The sequence below is a fragment of the Mycobacterium sp. TY815 genome, assembly GCF_030755135.1.
Classification (GTDB): Bacteria; Actinomycetota; Actinomycetes; order Mycobacteriales; family Mycobacteriaceae; genus Mycobacterium.
The window spans coordinates 275,038-295,374 of record NZ_JAUFRX010000003.1; the positions used below are offsets into that span (position 1 = coordinate 275,038).

Consider the following 20,337-nt stretch of genomic DNA (forward strand, 5'->3'; position numbering starts at 1 on the left):
CCCGCGGTCAAGTGATGGCCGACCGCGGGGCGGCCGGTAGGCGATGCGGCCGGGAGGCATTGCGGCACTTGGGGTTCGGGCGCTTCGTGTGTACTGCGCTGCCCGGGTGTGCGTCGCCGGCCGGTCTGGAAGCCACAGCGGCCGCCCGCTTGCCGCACGCGCGGTCAGCGGGCGAACCGCGGCAGCAGCCGATCGTCACCCCGCGGGGGTGACGATCGCGGCTCAGCTGCCGTTGCGTCCCGGACGTCCCCCGGCCATGTTGATCATCAGCGGTATCGGGGTGGCGATCGGCCGCAGCGCCTCGGCGTCGTCGTAGACGCCGATCGTGTATTCACCCGTGGTCTCAATCGCGAACGACAGCTGCGGCGTGAAACACCGGTACTTGGAAGGCTTGTCCTCGTCCGGCCATTGCCAGGCCGAGCGGACCGTGCCCCGGATGGTCCCGGCCGGGTCTTTGCAGACGATGAACAACTCCGGATCGAAATCCCCACCGGACGGCGCGTGAACGACGAGCACCAGCGGGACGGTCAGCCACACCGGGGTCTGGTTGACCTCATAGCTGGTGATCGGCACCCGGGTTGCGTCGATCGCGGAATCATCGATGTTGGCGGAGCCCGCCACGAGCAAAGCGGCTACATGCATCACGACATCTTAAGGGCGATCCGCCCGCGCGCCAGCCTATTCGGCAGGCTCGCCGAAATTTTCGGCGCTCGGTTCGCCCGTCTGCCCCGTCTCGGCCAACAGGATCGACATCGGGACCGGTGTGGACAGCTCGAATTTGCCCTCGGCGTCGTAGTAGACGCCGAGGGTGTACTCGCCCTCAGTCTCCACCGGGAAGGAGAGTTCCTGCGTGAAGCAGCGGTATTTGGAGGCGCGATTGCCGTCGTCCGGCCAGTGCCACGCCGCCCGCAGCGATCCTCGGGGAGTTCCGGCCGGGTCCTTGCAGACGACGTGGATCTCCGGGTCGTAGTCGCCGCCCGCCGGGGCGTGAACCACCAGGACGACCGGGACCGTTGCCCACAAAGGCATTTGATCGACCTGGAACCACGCCATGGGTATCGACGTGGCATTGATGGCGCCCTGTTCGTCGAACGCGGCGGTGCGCGGAACGAACAGCGCAGAGACGTGCAGCATTTCGTCATCTTAAGGGCCGCGGGTGCCCAGAACGGTTATTCCCGGCGCAGCGCATGCCACGCCAGGTCGGCGATGGCCACGCAGTAACCGTCGTCGACGGGATCCTCCATATAGAGGCTGCGTACGTAGATGGGTGCCGTCACGATCTGGATCGCCGCCACGGTGTGCACGCCGTCGCGCAGCTCGCCACGCTCCCGGGCCCGATCGATAACGGATCGAAGGACACTGAAACGCTTCTGCCAGAACATCATTCGAGTTTCGCCGTCGTGGTGGCCGCCCCGGCTGTCCATCACCATCACTCGATGGAAGGTGCGGCCGATAGGGGTGTTGACATCCGCGGCGAGCGTGCGGGCGAGGGCAAGCAGGTCACCGCGCAGTGACCCGGTGTCCAACGTCGAACGGAAGACTTCGGCATCGCGGACCGCGGCATCGACGATCAGTTGCTGACGGTTCCCCCAGTAGTGATAGATCGTCGCAACATCCAGCCGATGCCGCTCCGCCATCGCTTCCACGCTGAATCGTTCGACACCCCAACGTGCCAGCTCGTCGAGCACTGCCGGCATCACCCGCGCGCGGAGCTCCGCGGGTATGGCAACCGGAGATACGTCCGGTCTTTGCGACGGCCGCATGTGCTCTACCGTACGACTCGAACACCGTGCTGGAGTACTACTTTGCGCCGAGGCCGGGAACGATGTCGCCCAGGCTGAACGTCAGCGGCTGTTCCAGCTGCTCGTAGGTGCAGGAGCACGGGTCACGGTCCGGACGCCACCGGTTGAACTGGGCGGTGTGGCGGAACCGCGCGCCTTCCATATGGTCGTAGCGCACCTCGACCACCCGCTCGGGTCGCAGCGGCACGAACGACAGATCCTTGCCCGCGTTCCACCGCGACCCTTCGTTCTTGCGGGGCGTGCGTTCGCCGGCCTCGTGCGCAGCCCAGTTCCAGGGATGCTCGTCGAAGGCGGTGACCAGGGACTGCAACTCGGTGAACAACCGCCGGCGCTCGGCCATCGGGAAGGCCCCGATCACGCCGACCGAGGCCAGTTGCCCGTCGTCCTGGTACAACCCGAGCAGCAGCGAGCCGATCGCATCGTCGCCGGACTTGTGCACCCGGTACCCGGCGACCACACAGTCCGCGGTGCGTTCGTGCTTGATCTTGAACATGACCCGCTTGTCCGGCTGATAGGTGACGGTCAGCGGCTTGGCGATCACGCCGTCCAGGCCGGCGCCTTCGAACTCCTCGAACCAGCGCTGCGCGACGGCCCGGTCGGTGGTGGCGGGGGTGACGTGGATCGACGGCCCGGAGCCGTCCAGCGCGTCGACCAGCGCGGCGCGCCGTTCGTCGAATGGGCGCTTGGTGTAGTCGTCGTCGCCCAGCGCCAGCAGGTCGAACGCGATGAAGGAGGCCGGTGTCTGATGGGCGAGCATCCGCACCCGCGAATCGGCGGGATGGATACGTTGTTGCAGCGCCTCGAAATCCAGCCCCCGGTTGGTGGCGATCACGATCTCGCCGTCGAGCACGCAGCGTTGCGGCAGCTCGGCCCGGACCGCCGCGACCAACTCGGGAAAGTAGCGCGTCATCGGCCGCTCGTTGCGGCTGCCCAGCTCCACGTCGTCACCGTCGCGAAAGCAGATGGAGCGGAAGCCATCCCACTTGGGCTCATAGGACGCATCCGGCGGGATCGTCTTGACTGACTTGGCCAGCATCGGCGAAACCGGTGGCATGACGGGTAAGTCCATTGCTTCATTCTGGCCTGCGGCATGCTGGACTGTGGATATGGCCGCTGCAGCAGAAGAACTCGACGTCGACGGTATCGCCGTGCGGGTGACCAATCGCGACAAGGTCTATTTCCCCAAGCTCGGCTCGAACGGCACCAAGGGCCGGTTGATCGACTACTACGTGTCGGTGTCCCAGGGCCCGATGCTTGCGCCGCTGCGCGACCGTCCCACCCATCTGCAGCGGTTCCCCGACGGGATCGACGGCGAGGAGATTTACCAGAAGCGGGTGCCGCAGCACCATCCCGCCTACCTGGAGACGTGCCGGGTCACCTTCCCGTCCGGCCGGACCGCGGACGCACTGAGGGTCACCCACCCCGCCGCGATCGTGTGGGCGGCACAGATGGGCACCGTCACCCTGCATCCCTGGCAGGTGCGGTGCCCGGATACCGAACATCCCGACGAGTTGCGGATCGATCTGGACCCACAGCCGGGCACCGGGTTCGAGCAGGCCCGGACGGTCGCGGTGGACGTGTTGCGGCCGCTGCTCGACGAACTCGGGTTGGCGGGTTACGCGAAGACCTCCGGGGGACGCGGCGTACATGTGTTTCTGCGGATCGCCACCGAGTGGGATTTCATCGCGGTACGCCGGGCGGGCATCGCGCTGGCCCGCGAGGTCGAGCGCCGTGCCCCGGAGCAGGTGACCACGTCGTGGTGGAAGGAAGAACGGGGCGAGCGCATTTTCATCGACTTCAACCAGAACGCGCGGGACCGCACCATGGCCTCGCCGTATTCGGTGCGGCGCACCCCGGTCGCGACCGTGTCGATGCCGCTGTCTTGGGACGAGCTGGCAGGCGCCGACCCGGACGACTACACGATGGCAACCGTCCCCGACATCGTCGCGCGCCGCGACGATCCGTGGGCCGGGATGGACGATGACGCCCAGTCCATCGCCGCGCTGCTGGACATGGTGGACGCCGACGAGGAGCGCGGCCTGGGCGACATGCCGTACCCGCCGAACTACCCGAAGATGCCGGGCGAACCGAAGCGCGTTCAGCCGTCGCGGGACACCGATCGCAAGAAGTGAAGAACCCACCCGGGTATGCCCGATCGCACATATTCTGTGACGCGGGGCTATCCGAAGCAGGTGACATGGACCTTCATCTGACGGACAAGATCGCCGTCGTTACGGGCGCCAGCCGGGGGATCGGCCTGGCAGTCACCAAGGCATTCGTGGACGCGGGCGCACACGTGGTGGCCGGGTCGCGGACCCCCGGTAAGGACCTGCTCGCCCTGGAAGAGGCCGGTCACGTGACGTACGTATCGGTCGACCTGGCCCGCCCCCGGGGCGGCGAGGAGTTGATCGCCGCCGCCGCCCGTCGCGGCGGGGTCGACATCCTGGTCAACAACGTCGGCGGCGCCACTCCCCGCCCGGCGGGTTTCGTCGGCATCACCGACGACGAGTGGCGGGCGTCCTGGGAGCTGAACATGATGGGCATCGTGCGGCCCACCCGCGCCGCAGTGCCGGAGATCCAACGTCGCGGTGGCGGTTCCATTGTGATCATCGGGTCGATCAACGCCTATTACCCCGGCGCGGTGACCTACGACTATTGCGCCACCAAGGCCGCCGTCACCAATCTCGCCAAGGCGTTGTCAAATGAGTTGGGGCCGTTGAATATTAGGGTCAATTCGATCAGCCCGGGACTGGTGATGACCGAGAAGTGGATCGAGGGGGGCCTGGCCGACGGATTGGCCGCCGCCAACGGCGAACCCGCAGACGACGTGCTGGCCAACATTATGGAAGACACCCCGACGGGCCGCTTCACCACCCGGGAACAGGTGGCCGACCTCGTGCTCTTTCTCGCCAGCGACCGTGCCGGCAACATCAACGGGTCCGATTACCGCATCGACGGCGGGTTCGTTCCAACGCTGTGAGCGGACGTCGTCAAGCCCTGAGCATCCGCACCCGCGAAGCGGCTCCGGTGCACAAGCTCCCTGAAACCCGACCCTCATGACATCGGCAGTCGCAAATCGGTAATTAGCTGGCGGCACGCAGATAAGTGCTCTCGGCCGTTTTCAACGCATGCGCCGGACCGTCAGAAATTTCATCTCAAGGTAAGACAAAAACGCCGTCCTGGCGGTTAATAACCGCAGTTCAAAGCATATATGTGAGACGTCACCCAGGACGCTACGTCAGGTATTCGTCGCAATTCTCTGGAACCTGTTGACCTGCAGGAAAGCACCGGCCATCCTCGTTCGAAGATTTTGCGGCATGGTTGCTCGGAGGTGCGGAATGACGTTTGTCAGCGTGATGCCGGAGACGGTTCTGGCGGCGGCTTCGGACGTGGTGCTTATCGGTTCGTCGGTCACCAACGCCAACGCGGCGGCGGCGGGTTCGACCACGACGTTGCTGGCCGCAGGCGCGGATGAGGTGTCGGCGGCCATTGCGGCGCTGCTAGGTGAGCACGGGCAGGCCTATCAGTCGATCAGCGCGCAAGTCGCTTCGTTCCAGCAGCGGTTTGTGCAGGCCCTCAACGCGGGGGCGGGCGCTTACGCGACCGCCGAGGCGGCCAATGTCGCGTCGTTGCAGTCCCTCGAGCAGGGCGTCCTGAGTGCGATCAATGCGCCCTTCAACGCGTTGTTGGGGCGCCCGCTGATCGGCAACGGCAGAAATGGAACCCCGGGGACCGGCCAGGCCGGAGGGCCGGGCGGGATCTTGTGGGGTAACGGGGGTGATGGCGGGTCCGGGGCGGCGGGGCAAAACGGCGGTGCCGGCGGATCGGCGGGATTGTTCGGTGCTGGCGGAACAGGTGGGGCCGGCGGAGTCGGACTGGTCGGCAAGACCGGTGCGGTGGGTCAGACGGGCGGTCTCGGCGGTACGGGTGGAACCGGCGGGATCGGCGGCCAGGGCGGGCTGCTGTTCGGAAACGGCGGCCATGGTGGTGCCGGTGGCAGTGGGGGGACCGGTGGCGTCGGGGGTCCGCCCACTAGTTCAGGCGTGTTCGGTGCCGGTGGGAAGGGCGGAACCGGCGGGCTAGGGGGCGGGGGTGGCGCGCCCGGATTGTTTGGCAGCGCCGGTCAGGCGGGCGTCGTCGGTGCAACCGGGGCTGACGGCGCTACCGGCGGCTCCACCGGATTCGCGGTCGGGCCTTTCGTCAACAACACCGGTCTGCCCAATAGCCAGATCTACCTCACCGCACTCGGGCAGACGTCACCCGGCCAGTGGTCATGGATCGACCAGAACGGCGTGGCCCACGCGATCGACCACAACGCCGCCAACGCCCCCGACCACCTCACGCACAACGGGGTGAATTACGCCAATATGTCGTTCACTCTCGACCAGACGGGCAACTTCTCGATTCCGTCCGAGTTTCAGGGCGGCCGGATATTTCTGTCGATGAAGCAGCCGCTGTACATCGGTATCAGCCCCGACAACATGGGCTGGGCGGGCCTTGACCCCGCGAATCCTGCCGATCCCAATTACAACACGGTTTACGACTGGTATGAGCTGACGTACAAATATGGCGCAATTCCCTTTGGCGGCAACACAACCCAGGTGGACCAGTTCGGGTTGCCGTTCTCGTTCACGCTGACGCAGGATTCCACCGGGTTCTCGGACACCCGTGGCATCACGCTGTCACGGGCTCAGCTGTTCCAGCAGTACACGAGCACCCTCCCGGCCGAGTTCCAGTCACTGATCATCAACGACGGCACGGGCGACCCGCTGCGTATTCTCGCCCCGCGCACCGCTCAGCCCGGCGCCTTGGCCTCCTGGCTCGACCCTGCCATCAACAACTTCTGGTCGACGTATCAAACCCATCCATTCCTGTACGACGGCCCCGGCTACACGGTGACCGGCAACGTCGACGCCGGAAACCTGTTTGTCTACAACCTGACCCCCGACGGGGGCAGCGCCACGAGCTACACGATGGTCATGCCGACGACGGCGCAGACCTTTGCCGCCAATGGCCCGTTCGTCGGCGTCGGCCAACAGGGGGCGTTCCTCGCAGAACTCAACGCCGCGTTCAACCGCGGTGTGGCGAATTCTCCGGACCAATGGGCCAATGTCGATGCCTACTATCCGACGGGCGGGCGATGGAACAACTGGTCAGAGTTCTTCCACGCCAACAGCATTGACGGCTTCGCCTACGGCTTCCCCTTCGACGACGTGAACTCCCAGAGTTCAGTGCTGATCCTTGGCAACTCGCTGCCGCCGACCCGGCTGTCGTTCGACCTTCCCTAGAGAGGAACCTTTCTGATGGTGTACGTTCTGGCCGTTCCCGAGGAATTAGTCTCGGCCGCAACGGATTTGGCGGGCATTGGCTCGGCGCTGAAGTCCACGAACGTCGCGGCGGCGCTTCCGACGACGCAATTGCTGGCCGCCGGGGCGGATGAGGTGTCGGCGGCGGTTGCCGCGGCCTGGGGCGAGTACGGGCAGGCCTATCAGGCAATCAGTGCGCAGGTCGTGAGATACCACCGGCAGCTTGTGCAGGCTCTGGGTGCGGGGGCGAGGGCTTATGCGGTCGCGGAGGCCGGCAATGGCTCGTTGTTGCAGACCCTCGAGCAGGACGTGATGGGCGTGATCAATGCGCCTTTCAACGCGTTGTTAGGACGCCCGTTGATCGGTAAGGGCAGCAACGGAGCCGCGGGGACCGGGCAGGCCGGCGGGCCGGGCGGGATCCTGTGGGGCAACGGTGGTGACGGCGGGTCCGGGGCGCCGGGACAAACCGGGGGCGCTGGCGGCGCGGCGGGATTGTTCGGCACTGGCGGGACGGGTGGGGCGGGGGGAGCTGGGCTGATCGGCCCCACCGGCCTCGCGGGTCAGGGCGGCGGTATCGGCGGCACCGGCGGGGCGGGTGGGGTCGGCGGTCACGGTGGGTTGCTGTTCGGCAACGGTGGGACGGGCGGCGCCGGCGGGGTCGGCGGCACCGGCGGGCTGGGTGGCCCAGCAGACGGTTCAGGTGCGGTCGGTGCCGGCGGTACGGGTGGCACCGGCGGCGTCGGGGGTGCGGGTGGCGCGGCCGGCCTGCTCGGCAGGGCCGGTCAGGCGGGCGTCAGCGGCAACACTGGTGCCACCGGTGGCGGCACGGGCGGCGGTGGCGGCACGGGCGGTGGTGGCGGTATCGACGGCTTCACGGAAATTTTCCGCGACGATTTCACCGGCGCCGCGGGTTCGACCGTCAACCGGTCGAATTGGATTTACGACCTCGGCACGCAGTATGGATTCGGCAACTCAGCACCCCAGTGGGGCACCTGGGAGATCGAGACGATGACTGACAGCACCCAGAACGTCTATCTCGACGGCAACGGCCACCTCGCGATCAGCCCGGTCAGGGACCCCGCCGGCCATTGGACGTCGGGCCGGATCGAGACGGTGCGCACCGACTTCGCGGCGCCGCCGGGCGGGGTGATGCGCATCGAGGCGTCGATTCAGCAGCCCAACGTCAACACCACGAACGGTCAGGGCTACTGGCCGGCGTTCTGGGCGCTCGGCGAGGCGGCGCGGCCCGTCGGTGCCACGAACTGGCCATGGATCGGCGAACTGGACATCATGGAGTCCATCAACGGCCGCGGCTCGGTGTGGTCGACGCTGCACGGCAATGTTTGGGGAGGCGGGCCGCCGTTCAACGAGCCCACCGGAATCAGCTCCGGCGAACACCCCGTCCCGAACGCGGGAACGAGTTACCACACCTACGCCGTCGAATTGGATCGCAGCACGAGCGTCGAGCAGCTGCGCTACTACCTGGACGGCAACAACTACTTCACCATCAACTCCAACCAGGTCTCCGCAACCGACTGGAACAACGCCACCCACCACGGGTTCTTCCTCATATTGGACGTGGCGATGGGCGGGTCCTTCCCGAACGCGTTCGGCGGAGGTCCTACCGGCGCAACGGTTTCCGGCCAGCCCATGCTCGTCGACTACGTCTCGGTGTCCACCAAAGGCTGATCCTGCCGAGGGCTCGTCATCAGCGCCTTCTTGAGCTCTTCGTAGGCCTGCTGCGTGTAGTGGGCCAGCCTGGACATGTCGTCGATCGCCGCGGCGTTGCCGACGAAGCCGAAATCCATGCTGTCGTGGTAGGACGCCAGCGTGGCGTTGAGCCCGATCGACGCGGCCAGCGCGGAGACCGGGTAGATGCCGAGCAGGCGCGCGCCGTTGAGGTAGCGGACGTCCTTCGCGCCTGCCACGTTCGAGATCACCAGGTTGCAGGCGGGATGCGTGACCCGGTCCAGATGGGTGGAGGAGCCCAGGCCCGCCAGCGCGACCAGTCCCACGGCGTAGGTCATCGCCGCTTCTTTGGACATGGCGGCCAGCTCCCTCTTGGCGGCGGCCACCGACTCCGTCACCTGATGAATCCGCTCGGTCATCTCGGCGGCCGGCTCGCCGAGCCGCACGAACAGCGCCGAGACCCGGGTGCCGATCGTCGCGTCGTCGCCGTCGCGCAGCGAGACCGGGCACATCGCGATGAACGGGTGTCCGAAGGCGCGCCCCGTCTCGCGCAGATACGCGTGCAGTCCCGCGTCGACGATGCTGGCGGCGACGTCGTTGAGGGTGGCTCCGAAATGGCGGCCGACGTCGTGCATCTCGTCCAGCGGCAGCGTCAGCGTGGCGAAGCTGCGCCCGATCTTGAGCGGTTCGTTGGTGGGCGCGTGGTGGGCCGCGAACGGCAGGCTGCCCTCGAGGTGGGATGTGAACAGACCGGCGAACACCTTGCGCAGCGCGGTGACCGAAACCTGATTGAGCGCACCCACCTGGGTGATGGCGCCGCGGATCGAGTCGGTGATACGCCCGATCAGCGGTGTCGGCGGGTGCGGCGTCGGCGCGGGCGCGTCGAGCGCAAACGCGGGTTTGGGGATGGTCGGCTCGTCGGAGAGGTTGAGACCGTCGTACAACCGCTTCAGGCCCGACTCGCCGTCGATGATGCAGTGATGCGTCTTGGTGTAGATCGCGAACATCCGGTCCGGCAGGCCGTCGATGATCCAGCAGCGGAACAGCGGCCGGCTGCGATCGAGTTGCGCCTCGTGCAGGTCGGCGACCAATCGCAGCAGGTCGTCATAGCTGGATCCGTCGGGCAACGCGAGGTGCTCGACGTGATAGTGCGGGTCCCACGTGTCCACCTCGCGGAAGTGGGGCCCGCCGCGGTTCAGTAGCTCCGGCACGTAATTGAACGGCGGTGCCGGCGAGCAGGCCCGGTAGGAATCCACAATCTCGCGCACCAGCGACTCGCGGCCGGGCGGCTTCTGGAACAGCAGCATCGCACCGACGTGGGTGGTGCTGCCCGGTGACTCGATCAGCAGCCATGAAAGGTCGAGCGGCGGAATCGGTTTGGTCATCACGCATCTCCTGTCCAGGGGAGATGGTCCGCTCAGCGCGTGATCGCCGCGAGGGCATTAGGGCCCTGTTCGGGCACCCTTTGGTCACTTGCCGCCGTTCAGGCTTGTATTCGCGCCCACTTATATACAGTGGAGACTCGTGCGCCAGTCCGAGAACGTCAGCTCCGCTCGTAGCTTGCTGCCGTCGCCGGACGCGCAGGCGAAGCACACACCGCAGAGCGGATTCCGCGACGACATCGAGGGCTTGCGCGGTTTCACGTTGCTGGCCATCGTCGGCTGGCACATCTCCATGCCCGGTGTCAGCGGCGGCTTCGTCGGCCCGGACATCTTCTTCGAGATCTCCGGCTTCGTGATCACCGGGCAGTTGTGGAAACAGGTAAGCACCACCGGCACCGTCGGGCTGAAGAAGTTCTACGGGGCACGGTCGCGGCGACTGCTGCCGGTGTCGGCGACGATCGGCGTCATCACCGCCATCGCCGCGGCCTTCCTGCTGCCCGTGGTGCAGGCCCAGAGCGCTTTGAAGGACGCCATCGCCTGCGCGCTGTACGTCCCCAACTTCTGGTTCATCGTCCAACAGGTCGACTATTTCGCCGGTGGCGCGCCCTCGCCGTTCCAGCATTACTGGACCCTGGGCGTGGAGGAACAGTTCTATCTGCTCTGGCCACCCATGATCGTCGGTACGGCGTGGCTGATCCGGCGGTTGCGCCGACGCAAGAAATCCGCCGACGCGCCGCCGGCGCCGCCCTCGAAGACTCCCTATCTGGTGCTGGTCACGACGATCGCGTTGAGTTCACCGGTGAAGTTCGTGTACTGGGTACGGGATGTCCGGGGTGTAGAAGACGCAGGCCACCAAGACCATCGCGGTACCGATCCAGCCGATGGTGATCGCGGCGCGCTCCGGGAGCCGGCTCCACCTGGTTGGCGGTCAGGGCAACCAGGGCACCCAGCGCCAGCTGCCAGGCCCGAGTGAACAACGAGAAGTACGCCGCGAGCGGCATCACGTAGGTGACCAGCAGCGACAGCAGGAACGACGACACTTCGTGTTCAACCCATCCAGCGCCGGCACCCACTTGGATGCGGCCGCCAGAGATGATGTCGGCGGTAGCGGCGACCTTGGCGAGATATACGGGGTTGCGGTAGCTCATGACGGTGCACATCTGGCCCAGCTTGATCCGCTCGGTAATTGCGGCGTAGGCAGCCATCAACGACCAAGCCTCGTGGCTGCCTTCGTCGTTGGACTTGAGAACCGTGTGGAAATGGTCGTAGACCCAGAGCGAATCCCAGGCCGCGCCGCGGTCCGCGTGAACCGCGATGTCGCGCATCACCCCCCAGTGTCGCGCAGGGTCGATGCCGACGAGATCCATCGGGAAGCCCTGTGGGATGAATATGCCGAAACGCATTGAGAAACTGACCCTCTCAGTAGGAAACCTAGGACAACAAGCAACGACACAATCACCACCGCAGCGGCAGTGACATCAGACCGCAATCGACCATGCCGCTGCGCACTTCTCTCGTCGAATTGCATCGGCGCTGATAACGCATCCGGACGGTCAAGGGGGTACCCCATCGCGGTGAGAATTCCGCAATCGAACATGATCCTCCCGGGAAGAAGGTCGGGCTCTATGCGTCCGCCGCGGCTGGAAGGTCGATCACGTTGCCGCAGTGTTCTTCTGCGCTGTCGTCGAGGCGTGGCGCCAGCGTAATGATGTCTCCATCGGCCAGTGCCGTCGAGCAGGGCAAGACGGTGTCATTGACCGATGCCTGGACGCGTTTGCGAAATGGGGCTATACGCGGATGAAGGTAGATCAGGCCGGTGGCGAGCATTTCAATGGTGGTTCCCGCGGGGATCTCGACTTTGTCCTCCTGCGTATCACCACAGCATTCGCGCAGCAATCCGGAGTAGCGGACTGTTACCGAGATAAGTTCCATCCGAACACCTTTCGTGTCTCCGCGACTATGTCGCGCCGGTATGTCCAGACTTGCCGTGTTCGGCCGCAATCGGATCGTCGCATTCGAAGATGAAGTGCCACAAGGGACTTCTGCACACTCGGATCGCCCCGATATAGGCATTGTGCACATCACTTTCGCGGACCTCGACCATTCAGCTAAGTGCGGGGATCACTTCTCGGGCGAACAGTTCGATGCCTGATCTGTCATAGGCGGCTTCCGGAAAGCACACGATGGCGTATTCACAGCCGAGCTCACGAAGTGTGGAGATCCGCTCGATCACCTGCGCGGGTGTACCCAGCGCCGTGTCCGGCACACCTGCGACCATCGAATCAGCAAGGGCTGCAGGCAGGCCCTCTGCCCATCGATCACGCATCCGCTGCAGCCGCGATTGGACATCGGTGTCGCACGTTCCCAGGACGGCGGTCAGCTCGACCGACCGTACGATGGCGTCGAAGTCGGTGCCCAGGTTATGGCAGTGCTCTGCCAGGATCTGGGACTTGCGGGCGAACGCGTCGGGTTCCCCGGTGAAGTTCGTGTAGTGCCCGTACCGGGCGGCAATGCGCAGCGTCACCTTTTCGCCGCCGCCGGAGATCCACAGCGGTATACCGTTGGGCTGCAATGGTTTGGGCGCCACGATCGCATCCTGTGCCTGGTAGTGATCGCCGTTGAAGGTGACATGGCCGTCGCGCCAGGCGCTCAGCAGTATCTGCACGCCTTCTTCGAGCCGGGCCAGCCGCACACCCGCTGAGGGGAATCCGTAACCGTAGGCGCGCCACTCGTCTTCGAATGAACCGGCACCGATGCCCATTTGGATCCGCCCACCGGAGATGATGTCTGCGGTGGAGGCGACCTTGGCCAGATACACGGGGTTGCGGTAGCCCATCGCGGTGCACATCTGGCCGAGCTTGATCCGCTCGGTGATCGCGGCATAGGCAGACATCAGCGACCACGCTTCGTGGGTGCCTTGACCAGCGGTCTGCAGCACCGCGTGGAAATGGTCGAAGACCCACAGCGAATCCCACGCGCTGTCGCCGTCAGCGTAGCGGGCCAGGTCGCGCATGATGGCCCAGTGTCGTTCAGGTTCGATCCCGACCAGGTCCATGCGCCAGCCCTGCGGGATGAAGAGACCGAAACGCATTACGCCACAACCCCTTCGGTAGATCGTCAGCTCGCGAACAGCAGCAGCGTCAGCGCCGTGGCGGCTACCCATAACGCGATTGGCGGTGCGAGTCGGCCGGGCGGGCTGCCGGCCCGCACATGGACGGTGATCAGCACCATCATCAGCAAGGTCAAGAAGAGCGCGGCTGCCCGGGCCACTGCCGGCAGGCCGAGCCCGATAATCAGCGCGACTCCCGTCGGCACCTCGGCCACACCGAACAGGCAATATTGTTCGAACGACAGGTTCAGGGCCGCGGCCCGCTCCCGCACCGGCTCAATTCCGGCGATCTTCAACGTGCCCGCGACAAGAAAAAAGACCGCCATGGCTCCGGTCAGTGTCGTGGCTGCTGTAGGCATCAAAAGGGCTTCCTTGCTCGGGGTGAATCCAGATCACCACTTCACCGGCAACGACAGCAGGCCGTCGTTCATCATCCCGGTGCGGGCCTCCAGCTCTTGCACGTCGACGGCCAGTTGTAGTGTCGGCACCCGGGTGACCAGGCCTTTCAGCAACGACTGCATTTCGTAGCGCGCCAACCACGCGCCGGGGCACAGGAATGGGCCGTAACCGAAGGTGATGTGCCGGTTGTGCGGCCGGTCGATAAGAAAGTCGTCGGAGTTGTCGAAGAATCGGGAGTCGCGGTTCGCCGAGGTTGTACTGATCGCAATGGTGGTCCCTTTCGGGATCACCGTATCGTCGAGTTCGATGTCCTCGGTTGCGTACCGAAGTGCTCCCAGGCTCGACGGCGGCAGATAGCGCAGCACCTCCTCGACCGTCGATTCAATAAGGCCCGGATCGGCCACCACCCTGCCGTAGCAATTCTTGTAAAGCAGGAGGCCGATCATCTGGGACAGCATCACCCAGGTCGAATCGATTCCCGCGGCGAACAGCGTCTGTGCGAGAAATATGAGTTCGATGTGGCTGAGGCGCCCATCGTCGACGTCCGACACCGCGACCAGCTCGCTGAAGAAGTCGTTCGTCGGTTCAGCGCGTCGCTTCTCCACCAAATCCCAGATGTACATTGCAAATTCTTGCTGGCCTTCGGCCATTTCCTTATCAGTATGGCGAGACAGGCTGAACATGCGATCGGCCCAGAACTGGCAGCGGTCCCAATCCTCGCGCGGGAAACCGAACATCTCACCAATGATCTGCCTGGGCAGTGGGCGGGCGAGGGCCTCGACAGCGTCGGCGGGCATCGGTCCGGCCAGCAGCTCATCGATCAGCTCGTCGACGACCTCGTCGATCCTAGGGCGCAGCAGCTCGATGCGGGCTCGGCGCAGCGCCATCATGAACAATCTTCGGATGCGCGTATGTTCCGGCGGGTCAACCAATTTGGCGACTTCCTCGAGTTCCATAACGTTGCGTCTGGTGGTGGAAAGCTGGGCGGCATCCGCACGATAGATATTGCGGCTGATACGAGGGTCATCCAGCAAGTGCTTGGCATCGTCGTAGCGCATGATGACCACCGCTGCGTCACCGCCCGGAAAGCGCACGTCGGCAACCGGGCAGCGCCGCCGGAGATCGGCAAACTCACACGGCGCCGACAAAGCGTCCGGTCGCGTGAACGGGTACTGCTGAGTCGTGTTCGTGGCGGTGTCGGCCACCATTGCATCCCTTCATTAGAGTGGAAAACCGAAAACAACTGCTGCCGAACGCATTTGGCGCGTATGCCATAGTGTGGATATGTATTCGCATCCGATGCGGTTTCAGTTGCGATACATCAGTAGATCGTGATTCGGGATCGTATCCTGTGTCACGCGGAGTGGGCAAGGGCAAAATTTCTGCGCTTCGGTATCAGATGCACACTGCACTTGATTACTCGCCACGAAGATCGGATCTGTTGCGTTGCAGCCGCATACAGATCACCTAAAGTTCGCGTCCGGGCATCGGTCCACCGCACTGACTGGCGTAGGCGCGTGAATTCCCGTTGGCGCGGTCGGCTGGGGTTGAGTCCACTGGCGCGGGTGAACCCGATGCCCTCAATGACCTGAGAACGAGGCATCCTTGCGGTTGGTCGCGTCTGTGTGTTGTCGTTCCCCAACATCGGCGCAGATTGCATTAACCTGACAAGCCGTGGCGGCTTGTAGCAAGTGCGGCACCGAACCGCCGGCAAACGCCCGGTTCTGCCACGGCTGCGGCGCCCCGATCGCACGGGCCGACGCCCAGGCGGAGTACAAGCAGGTGACGGTGCTGTTCGCCGACGTGGTGCATTCGATGGACATCGCGGCGGCCGTCGGTCCGGAACGGTTGCGCGAGATCATGACTCAGCTGGTCACTCGCACCTCCGCGGTGGTGCAGCGCTACGGCGGCACGGTGGACAAGTTCACCGGGGACGGCATCATGGCGCTGTTCGGCGCCCCCGTCGCGCTGGAGGATCATGCGCTGCGGGCCTGTTTGACCGCGCTCGGGATCCAGGACGCCACCCAGCGGTTGGCCGCCGAACTCGGCGGTGACGTTGCCCTCTCGTTGCGCATCGGCCTGAACTCCGGCGAGGTGATCGCCGGCGAGATCGGTTCGGGCGCTTTGGGTTACACCGCCATCGGGGAACAGGTGGGAATCGCGCAACGGATGGAGTCGGTGGCTCCCCCGGGCGGGGTTATGGTCAGCGAATCGACGGCGCGACTGGTCGAGGGTGTGACGGTGCTGGGGCAGCCGCAACAGGTCTACGTCAAAGGCGCGGTGGACGCCCTGGTCGGCCGCCAGTTGCTCAGCGTTGCCACCGATGACGAACGCACCGAAGTCCCGGTGTCGACGTTGGTGGGGCGCGGCTGGGAAGTGACGGCGCTGGCGGCCATGCTGGATCGTTCGGCGGCCGGGCGCGGGTCGGTCGTCGGCATCAGCGGCCCCGCCGGAATAGGGAAGACCCGGCTGGTGCGCGAGACCGTCGAGCTGGCGCGCACCCGCGGCCTGGAGGTGTTCAGCAGTTTCTGTGAATCGCACGCCACCGACGTCCCGTTCCGGGTGATGGAACGCCTGCTGCGGTCGGTCACCCGAACCAGCGGTCTGGCCGACGAGGCGGCCCGCCTGCGAGTTCAGGAGGGCATGCCCGAGGCCGATCCGCAGGACGTGTGGCTGCTGTGCGATCTGCTCGGTGTTGCCGACCCCGAGGTGAAGCTGCCCAAGATCGACCCGGACGCGCGGCGGCGCAGGCTCACCGCGTTGTTCAACGCCTACCTGCTCGCACGAACAGATCCCGCCATCTTCCTGGTCGAGGATGTGCACTGGATCGACGAGGCCAGCGAGTCGATGCTCGCGGATCTGCTGACCGTGGTGACCCAGACCCCCTCGATCGTGCTCTTCACCTACCGCCCGGAATATCAGGGAGCCCTCCAGCTCGTCACCGGCGCGCAAACTTTCGCACTGGCCCCGCTCACCGATTCCGAAGCCTCGGTACTGGTCTGCGAGCTGCTGGGCCGGGACCCGTCGGTCGCGGCGATCGCCGACGTCATCGCCGCGCGCGCGGCCGGCAATCCGCTGTTCGCCGAGGAGATCACCCGCGAACTCGCCGAACGGGGCGTGCTCGGCGGCGAGCGCGGTGACTACATCTGCCACGCCGACGTCGCCGACATCCGCGTGCCGCCCACGCTGCAGGCCACCATCGCAGCCCGCATCGACCGGTTGAGCCCCGCGGCCAAACACACCCTCAGCGCCGCCGCCATCGTCGGGTCGCGGTTCACCCAAGACCTGCTCGTCAGCCTCGGTATCGATCCGAGCGTCGACGAACTCCTGGCCGCCGAGTTGGTGCACCAGGTGCGGTTCACCGCGAATGCGGCCTACGCGTTCCGGCATCCGCTCATTCGAACCGTGGCGTACGAAGCTCAGCTCAAGGCCGACCGGGCCCGGCTGCACCGGCGCCTGGCCGAGGCCATCGAGGCGCGGGAGCCCCATGCGGTCGATCAGCATGCGGCGCTGATCGCCGAACACCTCGAAGCCGCCGGCGATGGAGTCGCCGCCTACGGCTGGCACATGCGCGCGGCGAACTGGGCGACCAATCGCGACATCGCATCGGCGCTGCTCAGCTGGGAGCGCGCGCAGAAGATCGCCGATGCGTTGCCCGCCGATGTGCCGCACCGGATGGCGCTGCGCATTGCGCCGCGCACCATGCTGTGCGGCGTCGCGTGGCGGGTCCATGCCGATGCCGGCGCCAGGTTCGAGGAGCTGCGGGAGTTGTGCAGCGCGGCGGGCGACAAGGCGTCGCTGGCGATCGCCATGGCCGGGATGGTGATCGGGCTGGCGTATCAGGCGCGTATCCGCGAGGCGTCGCAGCTGGCGTCCGAAGCCGTGGCACTGATCGAGGCGGTCGACGATCCGACCCTGACGGTGGGGTTGTCGTTCGCGTCGATCTACGCCAAGGGCGAGAGCGCCGAGTGGTCCCAGGTACTGCAATGGTCACAGCGGGTCATCGACCTGGCTGACGGCGATCCGGCCCGGGGCAACTTCATCGTCGGATCGCCCTTGGCCATCGCCCACACGACCCGGGCGATCGCGTGTTACTGCCTCGGTCGCGCCGGGTGGCGCGCGGACCTGCGACAGGGACTGGACATGGCCCGCCGGGCCGACCCGTTGTCCTACGCCAGAGCCGTTGCCTACGGCTACTTTCCGGCGATACCAGCCGGCGTGCTGAGGCCCGACGTGAGGGCGGTACGCGAAATCGAGGGTGCGCTGCGCATCGCCGAACGGTCCGGTGACGATTTCGCGCTGGCCTTCGCGCGGATGACGCTGGGGGTAGCCCTGGTGCACCGGGAAACGGCCACCGAGTACGAGCGGGGCGAGTTGCTGCTCACCGAGGTCACCGAGCTGTTCCAGCGGCAGAGTCACAACCTGTCGGAACTGCCGATCGTCAACGTGTACTCCGCCCGGGACCGGGCCCGGCGGGGAGAGCGCGACGACGCGATCGCCGAGTTGCGCGCGGTGGTGGAGCACCTGGTGCGGGAAGGGCAACTGCTGACCTGGGGTATCCCCGCCACGGCAGTGCTGGTCGAGACATTGCTCGATCGCGGCGCCGCCGGCGACGTCGCCGAAGCCGCGGCGGCGCTCGACCGGGTGGCCGAGCACCGTCCCGACCAGCAACTTCCGGTCCGCGACATCTGGCTGCTCCGCATGCGGGCGTTGCTGGCACGCAGCACGGGCCGTTCCGACGAATACGCGCGCCTTGCGGACCGCTACCTGGAGATGGCGGTCGCGCTGGGCTTCGAGGGCCACATCGTGTGGGCGGAGCAGATGCCGTGACGGAGGTCCTGTGGGAATCGGAGGGCCTTCTGGAGGCGCCCCGGCCGCTGCCCGACGGTTCGGTGCTGTTCGCCAACACCACGGCCGGTGGGGTCTACCGGTGGTCGGACGGCGGCGTGTCCACGGTGCTGGAGAAGCGTCGCGGTATCGGCGGGATCGCGGTGCATGCCGACGGCGGACTGCTGGTCAGCGGACGGGATCTGGCATATACCGGTCCGGCGGGTCCGCGAACGGTATGGGCGGCCGACGGTGCGACCGGTCTCAACGATCTGACCGTGGCTCCGGACGGCTCGGTGGTCGTCGGTGTCCTGCGTCATCAGCGGGGTGAGACGGCCGGGCCCACCGAACTGGTGCAGCTCTCACCTGACGGCACCGCCACAATTCTCGTATCAGATCTGTTGTGGCCCAATGGTGTCGGGTACGCGCCGGACGGCACCCGGTTGTACGTGTGCGAATACGCGGCCGCGCGGGTGCGTGGCATCGGCCCCCAGGGTGTGGCGGTATTCGCGGAGGCGCCCCGCGGCGAATGCGACGGGCTGGCGGTCGACGTCGAGGGCGGCGTGTGGGTGGCGCTCGGAAGTGGTTGCGGCATTGCGCGTTTCGATGCAACGGGAGGTCTGGACCACATCGTCGACATGCCCGGCCGATTCGTGTCCTCGCTCGCGTTCGCGGGCACCGAGATCTACGTCACCACGATCGGCGCGTTGCTCAGGATCGACGTCGGCGTGCGGGGCTCACCGACCCCCGTTGCCGCGATCCCACTCGGCTAGCTTGCGGAATCATCAAGCGCAGCAACCGTATCCGCAAGCGTGGTGCGGGCATCGCGGAAGTGGACGCCGAGTTCACGCTCGGCCGGCGAGTCGTCGGACTCGGGCATCTGCGTGTAGTACTGCATGCCCGCCGCGGTGATCGGGTTGTCGAAGGGGAGATAGGGCCCCACGAAATCGAAGATCGATCCGGCGGCCCGCAACGCGGTGTCGGGGATCGGAACCGAGACCATCGTGGTGCCGCTGACCTCGCCGAGTGTCTTGGCCAGATCGGCCACCGCGAGCCGGTGGCCGCCGGCCATGTAGCGGCGGGGCCCACGTCCGGGTTCGAGCAGCGCCGCGTGCAACGCGGCCACATCGCGCACATCGACCACCATCCAGGCCGCGCCGCGTCCCGGGATCGCGTGCATCTGCAACGCGGCCTTGACTCCCTCGCCGGCCTCGCCGAACTGGTCACCGACTGGCGGGCCCAGAACCATTCCGGGGTAGGTGATGTTGACCGGTGCCCCGGCGTCCTGCAAGCCGCGGGCGTAGATCTCCACCTGCGCCTTGGATGTGCCATAGCCGTCCGTCCCGCCCACCACGGGCAGGTCGGCGGTCAGCGTCCCGAGATTCGGGTGGAACAGGGCAGTGAAACTCGAGACATGCACGATCGGGTCGAGTCCGAGTTGGACGGCCTGGCCCAGCACGTTGCGGGCGCCTTCCATGTTGGTGGCGAGCATCTGCGCGGTCTGGCGCGGATCGGTCGCGACAAGTGCGGCGCTGTGCACCACGGCGTCGCAGCCTTGCAGCGCCTCGCGAACCGAGTCGCGGTCCTTGATGTCGCCGACCGCGAAGTCCGACGTGTCCACACCCAGCGCGGCCACCGACGTCTGCAGACGTTCCGGCTTTCGCACCAGGAACCGGACATCGTGACCCGCGTCAGCGATGGCCTTGGCGGTCCAGCCGCCGACGAAACCCGTACCTCCGGTTACCAAAACGTGCATGGTGGCATTCTGCAACCGCCGACCGGTTGCCCGACCGGTGGGGTAGGTGCGACGCATCACAATCCGC

17 protein-coding genes and 1 pseudogene are annotated in these 20,337 nt (G+C 66.1%); 7 read left to right on the forward strand and 11 right to left on the reverse strand.

The window, feature by feature from the left end; translation table 11 throughout:
- Positions 1-222 precede the first annotated feature (222 nt).
- The 4 genes from QXK92_RS27000 to QXK92_RS27015 are packed head-to-tail and all read right to left on the reverse strand — an operon-like array spanning position 223 to position 2,871.
- Positions 223-642 (reverse strand): hypothetical protein, encoded by a 420-nt coding sequence (locus QXK92_RS27000; RefSeq protein WP_306246926.1) that lies wholly within the window; start codon positions 640-642, stop codon positions 223-225.
- Positions 643-678: 36 nt separating this feature from the next.
- A complete protein-coding gene (locus QXK92_RS27005; RefSeq protein WP_306246928.1) occupies positions 679-1,134 on the reverse strand; it encodes a hypothetical protein in 456 nt (151 codons plus the stop codon).
- A 35-nt stretch (positions 1,135-1,169) separates the two neighbouring features.
- Complete coding sequence (locus tag QXK92_RS27010; protein WP_306246930.1) at positions 1,170-1,763, reverse strand: TetR/AcrR family transcriptional regulator; 594 nt, start codon at positions 1,761-1,763, stop codon at positions 1,170-1,172.
- Positions 1,764-1,800: 37 nt separating this feature from the next.
- The gene (locus QXK92_RS27015; RefSeq protein ID WP_306246932.1) at positions 1,801-2,871 is read right to left on the reverse strand and encodes an ATP-dependent DNA ligase; all 1,071 of its coding nucleotides are present in this window, start codon (positions 2,869-2,871) and stop codon (positions 1,801-1,803) included.
- Between the two features lie 37 nt (positions 2,872-2,908).
- On the opposite strand from QXK92_RS27015, the gene ligD reads away from it, so the two are divergent.
- From ligD to QXK92_RS34170, 4 genes are all read left to right on the forward strand, one after another.
- Entirely contained in the window at positions 2,909-3,934 is a 1,026-nt protein-coding gene (gene ligD / locus QXK92_RS27020; RefSeq protein ID WP_306246933.1) for a non-homologous end-joining DNA ligase, read from the forward strand.
- Positions 3,935-3,999: 65 nt separating this feature from the next.
- On the forward strand, positions 4,000-4,782 hold the full coding sequence (locus QXK92_RS27025) for an SDR family oxidoreductase (protein ID WP_306246935.1): 783 nt from the start codon (positions 4,000-4,002) through the stop codon (positions 4,780-4,782).
- Positions 4,783-5,140: 358 nt separating this feature from the next.
- On the forward strand, positions 5,141-7,090 hold the full coding sequence (locus tag QXK92_RS27030) for a beta-1,3-glucanase family protein (RefSeq protein ID WP_306246937.1): 1,950 nt from the start codon (positions 5,141-5,143) through the stop codon (positions 7,088-7,090).
- A gap of 15 nt (positions 7,091-7,105) precedes the next feature.
- Entirely contained in the window at positions 7,106-8,797 is a 1,692-nt protein-coding gene (locus QXK92_RS34170; protein ID WP_371934605.1) for a PE domain-containing protein, read from the forward strand.
- Here the strand turns inward: QXK92_RS34170 and QXK92_RS27045 are convergent.
- A complete protein-coding gene (locus QXK92_RS27045; protein WP_306246939.1) occupies positions 8,770-10,182 on the reverse strand; it encodes a wax ester/triacylglycerol synthase family O-acyltransferase in 1,413 nt (470 codons plus the stop codon). The two genes, QXK92_RS34170 and QXK92_RS27045, sit on opposite strands and share 28 nt — an antisense overlap.
- Positions 10,183-10,321: 139 nt before the next feature.
- Here QXK92_RS27045 and QXK92_RS27050 point away from each other — a divergent pair, with 139 nt between their 5' ends.
- Positions 10,322-11,152: an acyltransferase gene (locus QXK92_RS27050; RefSeq protein ID WP_306246941.1), complete on the forward strand. Its 831-nt coding sequence runs from the start codon at positions 10,322-10,324 to the stop codon at positions 11,150-11,152.
- Between the two features lie 67 nt (positions 11,153-11,219).
- Here the strand turns inward: QXK92_RS27050 and QXK92_RS27055 are convergent.
- The 5 genes and pseudogenes from QXK92_RS27055 to QXK92_RS27075 form a co-directional block, all read right to left on the reverse strand.
- Positions 11,220-11,582 (reverse strand): annotated as a pseudogene (locus QXK92_RS27055) (LLM class flavin-dependent oxidoreductase); the annotation flags it as partial.
- Positions 11,583-11,802: 220 nt separating this feature from the next.
- Positions 11,803-12,111 carry a MoaD/ThiS family protein gene (locus QXK92_RS27060; protein WP_306246943.1) on the reverse strand — a complete coding sequence of 103 codons (309 nt, stop codon included), beginning with the start codon at positions 12,109-12,111 and terminating at the stop codon, positions 11,803-11,805.
- 172 nt (positions 12,112-12,283) lie between these two features.
- Positions 12,284-13,270, reverse strand: a complete 987-nt coding sequence (locus QXK92_RS27065) for an LLM class F420-dependent oxidoreductase (protein WP_306246945.1) — start codon at positions 13,268-13,270, stop codon at positions 12,284-12,286.
- A 26-nt stretch (positions 13,271-13,296) separates the two neighbouring features.
- Positions 13,297-13,647, reverse strand: coding sequence for a DoxX family protein (locus QXK92_RS27070; protein ID WP_306246948.1), 351 nt, complete (start codon positions 13,645-13,647; stop codon positions 13,297-13,299).
- Between the two features lie 33 nt (positions 13,648-13,680).
- Positions 13,681-14,892, reverse strand: coding sequence for a cytochrome P450 (locus QXK92_RS27075; protein ID WP_306246949.1), 1,212 nt, complete (start codon positions 14,890-14,892; stop codon positions 13,681-13,683).
- Between the two features lie 469 nt (positions 14,893-15,361).
- On the opposite strand from QXK92_RS27075, the gene QXK92_RS27080 reads away from it, so the two are divergent.
- Together QXK92_RS27080 and QXK92_RS27085 are read left to right on the forward strand one after the other, a co-directional pair.
- On the forward strand, positions 15,362-18,517 hold the full coding sequence (locus tag QXK92_RS27080) for an adenylate/guanylate cyclase domain-containing protein (RefSeq protein WP_306246951.1): 3,156 nt from the start codon (positions 15,362-15,364) through the stop codon (positions 18,515-18,517).
- Entirely contained in the window at positions 18,514-19,287 is a 774-nt protein-coding gene (locus tag QXK92_RS27085; RefSeq protein ID WP_306246953.1) for an SMP-30/gluconolactonase/LRE family protein, read from the forward strand. Before QXK92_RS27080 ends, QXK92_RS27085 begins: the two co-directional genes overlap by 4 nt.
- On the opposite strand, the gene QXK92_RS27090 is transcribed toward QXK92_RS27085, so the two are convergent.
- On the reverse strand, positions 19,284-20,270 hold the full coding sequence (locus QXK92_RS27090) for an SDR family NAD(P)-dependent oxidoreductase (protein ID WP_306246955.1): 987 nt from the start codon (positions 20,268-20,270) through the stop codon (positions 19,284-19,286). The two genes, QXK92_RS27085 and QXK92_RS27090, sit on opposite strands and share 4 nt — an antisense overlap.
- Positions 20,271-20,337 lie beyond the last annotated feature (67 nt).

Coding starts and splice junctions, on each gene's coding strand:
- QXK92_RS27070 (WP_306246948.1), bottom strand. CDS start 13,647: ATGCCTACAGCAGCCACGACACTGACCGGAGCCATGGCGGTCTTTTTT.
- QXK92_RS27030 (WP_306246937.1), top strand. CDS start 5,141: ATGACGTTTGTCAGCGTGATGCCGGAGACGGTTCTGGCGGCGGCTTCG.
- QXK92_RS27090 (WP_306246955.1), bottom strand. CDS start 20,270: ATGCACGTTTTGGTAACCGGAGGTACGGGTTTCGTCGGCGGCTGGACC.
- QXK92_RS27025 (WP_306246935.1), top strand. CDS start 4,000: ATGGACCTTCATCTGACGGACAAGATCGCCGTCGTTACGGGCGCCAGC.
- QXK92_RS34170 (WP_371934605.1), top strand. CDS start 7,106: ATGGTGTACGTTCTGGCCGTTCCCGAGGAATTAGTCTCGGCCGCAACG.
- QXK92_RS27045 (WP_306246939.1), bottom strand. CDS start 10,182: ATGACCAAACCGATTCCGCCGCTCGACCTTTCATGGCTGCTGATCGAG.
- QXK92_RS27010 (WP_306246930.1), bottom strand. CDS start 1,763: ATGCGGCCGTCGCAAAGACCGGACGTATCTCCGGTTGCCATACCCGCG.
- QXK92_RS27015 (WP_306246932.1), bottom strand. CDS start 2,871: ATGGACTTACCCGTCATGCCACCGGTTTCGCCGATGCTGGCCAAGTCA.
- QXK92_RS27060 (WP_306246943.1), bottom strand. CDS start 12,111: ATGGAACTTATCTCGGTAACAGTCCGCTACTCCGGATTGCTGCGCGAA.
- QXK92_RS27005 (WP_306246928.1), bottom strand. CDS start 1,134: ATGCTGCACGTCTCTGCGCTGTTCGTTCCGCGCACCGCCGCGTTCGAC.
- QXK92_RS27065 (WP_306246945.1), bottom strand. CDS start 13,270: ATGCGTTTCGGTCTCTTCATCCCGCAGGGCTGGCGCATGGACCTGGTC.
- QXK92_RS27000 (WP_306246926.1), bottom strand. CDS start 642: ATGCATGTAGCCGCTTTGCTCGTGGCGGGCTCCGCCAACATCGATGAT.
- ligD (WP_306246933.1), top strand. CDS start 2,909: ATGGCCGCTGCAGCAGAAGAACTCGACGTCGACGGTATCGCCGTGCGG.